11 protein-coding genes are annotated in these 10,799 nt (G+C 59.3%); 10 read left to right on the top strand and 1 reads right to left on the bottom strand.

The annotated features are described in order from the left end of the window. The first annotated feature begins 492 nt into the window (after window positions 1-492). The 10 genes from B9Z45_RS14540 to B9Z45_RS14495 all read left to right on the top strand — a co-directional run bounded on the left by B9Z45_RS14540 (window position 493) and on the right by B9Z45_RS14495 (window position 9,674). Window positions 493-867, top strand: a complete 375-nt coding sequence (locus B9Z45_RS14540) for a PaaI family thioesterase (protein WP_108407944.1) — start codon at window positions 493-495, stop codon at window positions 865-867. Between the two features lie 44 nt (window positions 868-911). Further along, window positions 912-2,093, top strand: coding sequence for an isovaleryl-CoA dehydrogenase (locus tag B9Z45_RS14535; protein WP_108407938.1), 1,182 nt, complete (start codon window positions 912-914; stop codon window positions 2,091-2,093). Window positions 2,094-2,123: 30 nt separating this feature from the next. Further along, the gene (can, locus tag B9Z45_RS14530; protein ID WP_108407937.1) at window positions 2,124-2,780 is read left to right on the top strand and encodes a carbonate dehydratase; all 657 of its coding nucleotides are present in this window, start codon (window positions 2,124-2,126) and stop codon (window positions 2,778-2,780) included. A gap of 99 nt (window positions 2,781-2,879) precedes the next feature. Continuing rightward, window positions 2,880-4,061 carry an acetyl-CoA C-acyltransferase gene (locus B9Z45_RS14525; RefSeq protein ID WP_108407936.1) on the top strand — a complete coding sequence of 394 codons (1,182 nt, stop codon included), beginning with the start codon at window positions 2,880-2,882 and terminating at the stop codon, window positions 4,059-4,061. Window positions 4,062-4,074: 13 nt separating this feature from the next. After that, on the top strand, window positions 4,075-5,202 hold the full coding sequence (locus tag B9Z45_RS14520) for an acyl-CoA dehydrogenase family protein (RefSeq protein ID WP_108407935.1): 1,128 nt from the start codon (window positions 4,075-4,077) through the stop codon (window positions 5,200-5,202). A gap of 49 nt (window positions 5,203-5,251) precedes the next feature. Further along, a complete protein-coding gene (gene trkA, locus B9Z45_RS14515; RefSeq protein ID WP_108407934.1) occupies window positions 5,252-6,643 on the top strand; it encodes a Trk system potassium transporter TrkA in 1,392 nt (463 codons plus the stop codon). After that, entirely contained in the window at window positions 6,643-8,106 is a 1,464-nt protein-coding gene (locus B9Z45_RS14510; RefSeq protein ID WP_108407933.1) for a TrkH family potassium uptake protein, read from the top strand. Before trkA ends, B9Z45_RS14510 begins: the two co-directional genes overlap by 1 nt. A 36-nt stretch (window positions 8,107-8,142) precedes the next feature. Then, the gene (locus tag B9Z45_RS14505) at window positions 8,143-8,574 is read left to right on the top strand and encodes a rhodanese-like domain-containing protein (protein WP_108407932.1); all 432 of its coding nucleotides are present in this window, start codon (window positions 8,143-8,145) and stop codon (window positions 8,572-8,574) included. Window positions 8,575-8,600: 26 nt separating this feature from the next. Then, window positions 8,601-9,008, top strand: a complete 408-nt coding sequence (locus B9Z45_RS14500; protein WP_108407931.1) for a YchJ family protein — start codon at window positions 8,601-8,603, stop codon at window positions 9,006-9,008. 18 nt (window positions 9,009-9,026) lie between these two features. Next, window positions 9,027-9,674, top strand: a complete 648-nt coding sequence (locus B9Z45_RS14495) for an HAD family phosphatase (protein ID WP_108407943.1) — start codon at window positions 9,027-9,029, stop codon at window positions 9,672-9,674. Window positions 9,675-9,685: 11 nt separating this feature from the next. Here the strand turns inward: B9Z45_RS14495 and B9Z45_RS14490 are convergent, their stop codons facing one another. After that, window positions 9,686-10,729 (bottom strand): AraC family transcriptional regulator, encoded by a 1,044-nt coding sequence (locus tag B9Z45_RS14490; RefSeq protein ID WP_108407930.1) that lies wholly within the window; start codon window positions 10,727-10,729, stop codon window positions 9,686-9,688. Between the last annotated feature and the right edge of the window lie 70 nt (window positions 10,730-10,799).

Below are 10,799 nucleotides of genomic sequence, written 5' to 3'. Positions count from 1 at the left end.
TCGTGAAAAGGCTCTCGGTGAAGGTGTCAGCGCCGCGCATCATGTGTCCGTGTAGTTGCTCAACAATTAACGTTTCTCAGGGGCTCGGCGTGGACCTAAACATGGGAGTATTTCAGCAGCCTGCTAGGCCGTAGCCGCAATGCTCGACAGCCTGCCAAGGCACACGTCGTGCGCTGTGCGGACGACTTCGTGGTGACGGGCGCAATAAGGGAATTGCTGGAGCAGAGGGTCAAGCCTGCCATCGAGGAATTCCTCGCGGCGCGCGGCCTGCAACTGGCGCCCGAGAAAACGTCTATCACGCATATCTCCCACTAAACTGTTTGCGGGTGTGTTGAGAGACAAGGCGAGTCTTTCTAAATTCTGCATTATCTCAATTGACGTTGACGTAAACGTCAATTAAAGTCGGAGCTTCCCAAAACCATTGGATTTGATGTGAGTACTGCTATTTCAGCCCACGAGCGCGTCGTCGCCAGCCTGGCCCGGCAGGGCATGATGAACCACTTGGGTGTGCGTTTGTTGTCGGCCACGGCAGGCCAGGTCGAATTGGCCTTGCCTTACAGCGACAAGGTGACGCAGCAACAAGGCGGCTTCCATGGTGGCGCCATTGGCGCACTGGCCGACATTGCTGGCGGTTACGCTGCCCTCACGGTCGCACCTGAGGGCATGGAGGTGGTCACCATTGAATACAAAATCAATTTTCTGAACAGCTTGCAAGGGGGCGAAATCCGCGCCACTGGCAAGGTGATCAAAGCAGGTCGACGTGTCATCGTCACTTCGGCCGAGGTGGTGCACATCGACAGCCAGGGCAAAGGCACCCCTTGTGCCGTGATGCAGCAAACCCTGACCCCCATACCTAAAACCTATTGACCACGGGGGCAAGCGCCCTCATTACCAAACTTCAGGAAACCCTTATGAACAACTTGCCCGGCCTCAATTTCCAACTCGGTGAAGACATCGATGCATTGCGCGATGCCGTGCGCGATTTTGCGCAAGCCGAAATCGCATCGCGTGCCGCCGAGATCGACAAGAACGACCAGTTCCCGATGGACCTGTGGCGCAAGATGGGTGATCTGGGCGTGCTGGGCATCACCGTGGGCGAGGAATACGGTGGTGCCAACATGGGTTATCTGGCCCACATGATCGCCATGGAGGAAATCTCGCGCGCCTCGGCCAGCGTGGGCCTGAGCTATGGTGCGCACAGCAACCTGTGCGTCAACCAGATCAAGCGCAACGGCAACGTAGCCCAGCGCGCCAAATACCTGCCCAAGCTCATCAGCGGGGAGCATGTTGGTGCGCTGGCCATGTCCGAACCCGGCGCGGGCTCGGACGTGCTGAGCATGAAGCTCAAGGCCGAAGACAAAGGTGGCTACTACCTGCTCAACGGCTCTAAGATGTGGATCACCAACGGGCCTGACGCCGACACCCTGGTCGTTTATGCCAAAAGCGAACCTGAGTTGGGTGCGCGTGGCGTGACAGCTTTCCTGATCGAAAAAGGCATGAAGGGCTTTTCAGTGGCGCAAAAGCTTGACAAGCTGGGCATGCGCGGCAGCCACACGGGCGAGTTGGTCTTCAACAACGTCGAAGTGCCTGCTGAGAACATCCTGGGGGGGCTGAACAATGGCGCCAAAGTGCTGATGAGTGGCCTTGACTACGAACGCGCCGTGCTGTCCGGCGGCCCGCTGGGCATCATGCAATCGGTCATGGACAACGTGATCCCCTACATCCATGACCGCAAGCAGTTCGGCCAGAGCATTGGGGAGTTTCAACTGATCCAGGGCAAAGTGGCGGACATGTACACCGTGCTGCAAGCCGGACGCTCGTTTGCCTACACCGTGGCTAAAAATCTGGACTTGCTGGGTGCCGAGCATGTGCGCCAAGTGCGCAAGGATTGCGCCAGCGTGATTTTGTGGACCGCTGAAAAAGCCACCTGGATGGCGGGTGAGGGCGTGCAGATTTTTGGCGGCAATGGCTACATCAACGAATACCCGCTGGGCCGTTTGTGGCGCGATGCCAAGTTGTACGAGATCGGCGCGGGCACGAGCGAAATCCGCCGCATGTTGATTGGCCGCGAATTATTTGCCGAGACTTGCTGAAGCCATTCCCTGCACTGCGACAATCACCGAATGAGCACATCACTGCAACACCTCTTTGACAACAACCGTGAATGGGCGGCGCGCATGGTGCGCGAGAACCCCGCGTATTTTTCACGCTTGTCCAACCAGCAAAACCCGAAATACTTGTGGATCGGTTGTTCGGACAGCCGTGTACCGGCCAACCAGATCACCGGCCTTGACCCTGGCGAGGTTTTTGTGCATCGCAACGTGGCCAACGTGGTGGTGCATTCCGACCTGAATGCCTTGTCGGTCATTCAGTACGCAGTCGATGCCTTGAAGGTCGAACACATCATGGTGGTCGGTCATTACGGCTGCGGCGGTGTGTTGGCTGCCACGCGGGGCACGCGGGTGGGTCTGGCCGACAATTGGTTGCGCCACGTACAAGACGTGCGCTTGCGCCACCGGCAACGCCTGAACCATTTGCCGCAAGCTGAACTCGAATCTGCCATGTGCGAGATGAACGTGATTGAACAGGTGGGCAATGTGGCCTTGTCCAACGTCATGCAAGACGCATGGAGCCGTGGCCAGAAAGTCACCGTCCATGGCTGGATTTATGGATTGGACGATGGCTTGGTGAAAGACTTGGGTGTCAGCATGACCGGCTCCAGTGAGGTGGTCGACGTGTTCCGTCGTGCCTTCAAGCGTTACCCACGCGGCGGCCTGTGACGCGGGTGACAGACGTGCGTGGTGTACATCTTCAGATGTCTTCCGTCCGCTGTGCAAAACAACGAAAGTTGATTTCTTTTTGAATTGTTGGAGAACACCATGTCCGATCCCATCGTCATCGTCAGTGCTGCCCGCACCCCCATGGGCAGTTTTCAAAGTGACTTCGCCAGTCTGGCCGCCCACGACCTCGGGGGGACCGCCATCAAGGCCGCCGTCGAGCGGGCCGGCATCAGCCCCGAGCTGGTCACTGAGGTTTTGTTTGGCAATTGCCTGATGGCGGGTCAGGGCCAGGCCCCAGCGCGTCAGGCGGCCTTCAAGGGCGGTTTGCCCAAGAGCGCAGGCGCAGTCACTTTGTCAAAAATGTGCGGCTCGGGCATGCGCGCGGCCATGTTCGCGCACGACGCGCTGGTGGCCGGCACACACGATGTGCTGGTAGCCGGCGGCATGGAAAGCATGACCAATGCGCCTTACCTTTTGCTCAAGGGGCGCGGCGGTTACCGCATGGGCCATGACCGCATTTTTGACCACATGATGCTCGATGGACTGGAAGACGCTTACGAACCTGGCCGCAGTATGGGCACCTTTGGCGAAGACTGCGCCGCCAAATACAGCTTCACCCGTGCCGAGCAAGACCACTTTGCCACCACCAGCGTGCAGCGTGCCAAGGCTGCCACAGAGTCGGGCGCCTTTGCCGCTGAGATCACGCCGGTCACCGTGAAAGACCGCAGCGGTGAGCGCGTGGTGTCCATTGACGAAGGCCCGGGCAAAGTCAAGCTCGACAAGATCACCAGCCTCAAGCCTGCCTTCAAAAAAGACGGCACCATCACCGCCGCCAGCAGTTCTTCCATCAACGACGGCGCTGCTGCCATGGTGCTGATGCGTGAAAGCACGGCCCAAAAATTAGGTTGCAAGCCGCTGGCCCGCATCGTGAGCCACGCCACCCACGCACAAGAGCCTGAATGGTTTGCCACCGCGCCCGTGGGTGCGACGCAAAAGGCGTTGGCCAAAGCAGGCTGGAAAGTAGAAGACGTGGACCTGTGGGAAGTCAACGAAGCCTTTGCTGTGGTGCCGATGGCACTCATGAAAGAGCTGGGCGTGCCTCACGACAAGGTGAATGTGAATGGCGGCGCTTGCGCACTGGGGCACCCTATTGGCGCATCGGGTGCCCGCATCATGGTCACGTTGATCCACGCGCTTCAAGCCCGTGGCCTCAAGAAGGGCTTGGCCACGCTGTGCATCGGCGGCGGTGAAGGCACGGCCGTGGCGCTGGAACTGGTTTGACCGAAAGACACCCATGCTGCTGACCCCCGACCAGGAAATGATTCGAGAAGCCGTGCGCGATTTTGCGCAGCGCGAGCTGTGGCCCCATGCCGCCGAGTGGGACAAAAAACACCACTTCCCCAAAGACGTACACAAGGGCTTGGCCGCGCTGGGGGCGTATGGCATCTGCGTGCCCGAAGAGCTGGGTGGTGCGGGTTTGGACTATGTGTCGCTGGCGCTGGTGCTTGAAGAAATCGCTGCCGGTGACGGCGGCGTCAGCACCACCATCAGCGTGACCAACTGCCCCGTTAATGCGATCTTGATGATGTATGGCAACGCCGCACAAAAAGCGCAGTGGCTCACACCTCTGGCCCAAGGGCAAATGCTCGGCGCGTTTTGCCTGACCGAGCCGCATGTGGGTTCGGACGCTTCGGCCTTGCGCACCACCGCTGTGAAAGATGGCGATGCGTATGTGATCAACGGGGTCAAGCAGTTCATCACCAGCGGCAAGCATGGCGATGTGGCGGTCGTGATCGCTGTGACCGACAAGGGCGCGGGCAAGAAAGGCATGAGCGCCTTTCTGGTGCCCACCAGCGCGCCCGGTTATGTGGTGGCACGCCTCGAAGACAAGCTGGGCCAGCATTCCAGTGACACGGCACAGATCAACTTCGACAACTGCCGCATCCCAGCCGAAAATCTGATTGGGCAGGAAGGCGAGGGCTACAAGATCGCCTTGTCATCGCTCGAAGGTGGCCGCATCGGCATCGCCGCACAAAGCCTGGGCATGGCTCGCAGCGCATTGGATGTGGCGATCGACTACGCCAAGCAACGCGAGAGCTTTGGCACGAGCATCTTCAACCACCAGGCAGTGGGTTTTCGCCTGGCTGACTGCGCCACGCAACTCGAAGCGGCGCGCCAGCTGATCTGGCATGCTGCCAGCCTGCGCGATGCGGGCAGGCCTTGCCTGAAAGAAGCCGCCATGGCCAAGCTGTTTGCCAGCGAGGCTGCCGAAATGGTGTGCTCGGCTGCCATCCAGACTCTTGGAGGCTACGGCTATGTGAGCGACTTTCCGGTTGAGCGCATTTACCGCGATGTGCGCGTCTGCCAAATTTACGAAGGCACGAGCGACGTGCAAAAGATCATCATCCAGCGCGCCCTTTGAGTCAAAGATTGGCTGGGGGGTGTTGGCCCTTCACGTATGATTTCGATTTATGAACATCATCATCCTGGGCGCGGGCCGTGTGGGCGAAAGCGTCGCTGAAAGCCTGGTTTCCGAGCAAAACGACATCACCGTCATCGACCAGGACCCAGCACGCCTGAGGCTGCTCGAAGAGCGCCTGGACCTGCGCGGTGTGGTGGGCAACGGCATTCAGCCCTCGGTGTTGCGCGAAGCCGGTGCCCAGGACGCTGACATGCTGATTGCCTGCGCGGCGGCGGACGAGTCCAATTTGGTGGTCTGCAAAATCGCACACGACGTTTTCAATGTGCCCACCACCATCGCCCGTTTGCGCTCGCCCGAGTTCAACGAGGGTGATGAGCTGCTGGGCAAGTCTGGCTTTGCGGTGGACCATGTCATTTGCCCCGAAGAGTCAGTGATGCGCTATATCCAGCAGCTCATCCAGTACCCCGAGGCCTTGCAAGTGCTTGAGTTTGCCGAAGGCCGTGTGAGCCTGATCGTGGTCCGTGCAGCAGCCGACAGCTTGCTGGTAAACCACAGCATCGCTGAGTTTCGGGCCCGATTGCCCGATGCCGAAATGCGCGTGGTGGCGCTGTACCGGCAAGATGCGCAGGTGGATGCCCTGCCCGAGACCCGTATCCTGCCCGGCGACGAGGTCTTTGTGCTGGCCGATACGCGCAAGATCCCCATCGTGTTGGGCGGCATCCACAAAACCGACCAACCCGTGCAGCGCCTGATGTTGGCCGGTGGTGGCAAAGTGGGCTTGCGCTTAGCGCGCATTCTGGCCGACACCTACGAAGTGAAGCTGATCGAGCGCGACAAAAAACGCTGCGAATACTTGGCCAGTCAGTTGCCATCCAGCACCCTGATCCTGAACGGCGACGGCGCCGATGAAGACCTGCTGCAGGAAGAGAACGTGGGCGAGATGGACCTGTTTCTGGCACTGACCAGCGACGACGAGGACAACATCATGTCTGCCATGTTGGCCAAGCGCATGGGCGCACGACGTGTGATGGCCCTGATCAACCGCCGCGCCTATGCCGAAATGATGCAAGGCAGCACGATTGACATCGCGATTTCGCCTGCGCAAACCGTGATCGGTGAGTTACTGGCGCATTTGCGCCGGGGCGATGTGGCGGCGGTGCACAGCTTGCGGCGGGGTGCAGCTGAGGCCCTGGAGGGCATTGCGCGCGGCGATATCAAGACGTCGAAACTGGTCGGGCGGCGGGTAGAGGAAATCAAACTGCCCCAAGGCGTGAGCATGGGGGCCATTGTGCGAGGAGAAGGTAAAAAGTCCGAAGTGCTGATGCCGCACCACGACACCCTGATCGAATCCAATGACCACATCATCTTGTTCATTCCCAATAAACGCGATGTGCGTGCGGTGGAAAAACTCTTTCAGGTCAGCGCGACCTTCTTTGGCTGATGTTCAGGTTTTTCGCTCCCGTATTGTCTTTGATGGCACGCATCCTGATCGCGTTCTCGGGCACATTTTTGGTGCCCGGCATCTGGGCCTGGTTTGAAGACCACCACGACCTGCAATGGATCTGGCTGGCTGGTTTCGCTTTGACGGCCGTCAGTGGCTTGGTGTTGGCAGCGATCACGCAAAAGCATCAGCGTGAATTAAATACCAAAGACGGCTTCTTGTTGGTCAACATGGTGTGGCTGGTCTTGCCTGCGTATTCGGCCCTGCCCCTCATGTTCTTGGTGCCTGAAATTACTTGGTTCAAAGCTTACTTCGAGGCCATGAGCGCGCTCACGGCCACGGGTGCTACGGCGCTTTCGGGGCTTGACCATTTGCCGGTTTCGGTCAATATCTGGCGCTGCTTTTTGCAACTGATCGGTGGGCTGGGCATCATGCTGTTGGTGGTGGCGGTCTTGCCCATGTTGGGCCTAGGCGGCATGCAGCTGTACAAGACCGAAACGCCCGGCCCCATGAAAGACACCAAATTCACTCCGCGTATTGCCGAGACGGCGAGGGGTTTGTGGGGTGTTTACTTTTTGTTTTCAGGCGCGTGCCTGCTGGCTTATCGCTGGGCCGGCATGAGCTGGGCCGATGCCTTCATGCACATGTGCACCACCATGGGCCTGGGGGGCTTTTCCTCGTATGACGCCAGTTTTGGACACTTCAAGTCACCCATGATCGAGTGGGTCGCGATTGTGTTCATGACCCTGGCCGGCATCAGCTTTGTGCGCTACTTTGTGGTCCTGCGAAGCCGATCTCTCCTGCCCATCAGCAACGATCGCGAGATCCGCACTTACCTGAGTGTTTTGTTGGCCTCCACCTTGTTGGTGATGGCCCTGCTTTTGGTTCATGGCGTTTATGAAGACGGCTTGGAGGCCTTGCGCATCAGTGCTTTTCATGTGGTGTCTTTGGCCACGACCACCGGTTATGCCGCCACTGATTACTCGCAGTGGCCGGTGTTTGCCCCGATTTTGTTGATGTTTCTTGGCTGTTTTGCTTCTTGTGCCGGCTCCACGGGCGGTGGTATCAAGATGGTGCGCATGGTCTTGCTGATCAAGCAAGCCCGGCGCGAGCTGGTGCGCATCATCCACCCCCGTGTCATCAACCCGGTCACGCTGGGCGGAGCCGTGATCCCCATGTCGGTCATGACGGCGGTGTTGGGCTTCATGCTCATTTATGGCGGTGCGACCATGGGCCTGAGCATGCTGCTCTTGCTCAGTGGCCTGGACATCGTGACCGCATTTTCGGCAGTCATCGCCACCGTCAATAACATCGGCCCCGGCTTGGGCCAGGTCGGTCCCTCTGGGAATTACGGCGGCCTTAACCCCTTCCAGCTGGGTGTTTTGAGCTTTGCCATGCTGCTGGGTCGACTGGAGTTGCTGTCGGTGCTGGTCTTGTTCAGCTCGCATTTCTGGCGCAAATAAAGCAGGCACTTTTGCCGACAACACAAGGAGACACGCATGCCCATCATCAAAGGATTTCAAGCCCTCGTCGACGAGGCCATGGCCCAGGTCACCACGCACAGCGTGGCTCAGGTGCAAGCGCGCCTGGCTGACCCTGATGTGCAAATCGTCGACATCCGCGACCCGCGTGAACTGGAGCGTGAAGGCACCTTGCCCGGCGCATTGTTAGCGCCCCGAGGCATGCTCGAATTCTGGGTGGACCCGGCCTCGCCCTACTTCAAGCCCGTGTTCGCGGACGAGAGCAAGCAGTTCATCTTGTTTTGCGGCGCAGGCTGGCGCAGCGCCTTGGCCACCAAAACCCTGCAAGACATGGGCATGACCAACGTGGCTCACATCGACGGTGATTTTGCCGCCTGGAAAAAAGCCGAGGCTCCCATGGTCACTCTGGAGCAGCACAAGGCTGAAAGCGTTGCGCGCAAAGTACCTTGACACGCGTCCCCCCCTTTTTAAAAACCATGCCCTTGGCGGGAGTGAATTTGCAAGCTTGCCCCTGTGGACGCCGATCGGCCAAAGGCCAAACCTTTGACTTGGACCATTGCTGCGGCCCTTTGCACGCAGGCCAGGCTGCACCCGATGCCGAACACCTCATGCGCTCGCGCTACAGCGCCTTTGTGCGTGGCGATGTGGCGTATTTGCTGTCGACCTGGCACGCCAGCCAGCGCCCTGCAACGATAGAACTCGATGTGGGTTCCAAATGGTTGGGCCTGGAGATCAAACAGCACCGCACAACAGGCCCTGACACCGCGGAGGTCGAATTTGTCGCCCGCTTTCGGCTGGGCGGCAAGGCCGTGCGTCAGCATGAACGCAGCCGTTTTTTGCAAGAAGAGGGTCGCTGGTTTTATGTGGATGGTGACGTGCTCTGAAACCTTATGATCACCCGCATGAACTTTGAAGCTATTTTGTTTGACTGCGACGGCGTGCTGGTTGACAGCGAAGCCATCACTTGCGGCGTGTTGCGCGACATGTTTGAGCAGCAAGGCTGGCGCATGACGCTGGCCGAATGCATGCAACGCTTTGTGGGCCATACGGTCAAAAGCCAGCGCGCCATCATTGAGGCGAACACGGGTCAGCCACTCACCGATGCCTGGCTGGAACAATTTTTTGCCGAGCGCAACGAGCGACTGACGCAAAGCATCACCGCCATCGAGGGCGTGCACGATGCGGTGGCGCACCTGCACGACCATTGCCAGGGTCGCATTGCTGTGGCCTCCGGGGCTGACCGATTCAAGGTCGAGATGATGCTCAAGCAAGTGGGGTTGATGGCCTTTTTTGAAGGCCGTATTTTCAGTGGGCACGAAATGCCGCGCAGCAAACCGCACCCCGATGTGTATCTGGCGGCGGCCGCCCATTTGCAAATCGATCCGGCGAGTTGCCTGGTGATCGAAGACACCACGGTGGGCATCACAGCAGGCGTGGCAGCCAGTGCCACCGTGTGGGCCTATGCTGCGCCCCCAGCCGAGCATGCGCCGCTGCTGCAGGCAGGCGCGCAGCGGGTGTTCACTGGCATGCACGAATTGCGCTTGGGCTGACCCCCAGCTGCTCAGCCTGGTTGGGCTCCTCTGAACCCATCGGGCGTCTGGCCTGTCCAGCCCTTGAACGCCCGCATAAAGCTCTTTTCATTCTGAAAGCCCACTTCTGAGGCGATCTGTTTGATCGGACGCTGTGTGCGCAACAGCAAGTCCATGGACAGGTCACGGCGCACGGCGTCTTTGAGTTGTTGAAGGCTGGCGCCTTCGTCTTTCAGTTGCCGGTGCAGCGTCCGTGCCGACAGGTTCAGCCACGCGGCCAGATCGCTGGCGTTGCGGCTGTGTTCTGGGTGTTCGGCCAGGGTCTGGCGGACTTTTTCGACCAGCAGACGGTCACGCCGGTAAGGCCGCACCGTGAGCAGCAGGGCACGTTGCAGCATGCGCTGCAAGGCGGCTTCGTCACGGCGCACGGGTAAGTTCAAGTAGCCCGCATCAAACTGCAGGCTGTGGATGGGGGCATTGAATTGGGTGGGCCCATCAAACAGCACGGGGTAGCTGTCGGCATGTGCGGGTGGTGCAAATCGCAAGGTGGTGTGCAACAACGGAATGCGCGAGTCGGTCAGCCAGCAGGCCACGCCTAAAGCATTGCGCAGCACCGAGACCACGCAAAACTCCTGAAGTGGGCCCAAATCGCAGCCTTCGTGCAATTCCAGGCTGGCAACGCCATGGTCCTGGGAAATTTTCAGATGGATGTCGTCGGTCAACAGGCCGTGGTGGCGGCACCAGCGTTGCAGAGCCACGCCCAGGGTGGGCGCCGTCAGCGATGCGCGCACCAACATGCCGTAACTGCCCCAGGGCAGGCGGCGGCTGAACCAGCCCAGGGCTTCATCGTCCAGCGCTTTCATGGCGGTGGCAGACAGCCACTCCATTTGCAAGGCGGTGATGCGCGCCTCGGCTTGTTTCAGTAAGTTTGGCGCAATTTGTGCTGCGGTCAGCGCAGGCACAGGGTCCATGCCGCGTTGTGCGTAAGCGGTCGCAATGGCCCGCACAAAAGCCATCGGTGTTTCTGTTCGGCCGGTGTGGCTCAGGTTGGGGATGTCCGTATCTGTGAGGCTCATGGTGATGTAAATTGTGGCACGATTTGCAACCCATTTGACACTCGAAAAGCCGAAAACAGGCCTAAGCTGA

This window comes from Limnohabitans sp. 2KL-17 (genome assembly GCF_003063415.1).
In the GTDB taxonomy this organism is placed as follows: domain Bacteria; phylum Pseudomonadota; class Gammaproteobacteria; order Burkholderiales; family Burkholderiaceae_C; genus Limnohabitans_A.
This window is presented reverse-complemented; position numbering and strand designations above follow the sequence as displayed.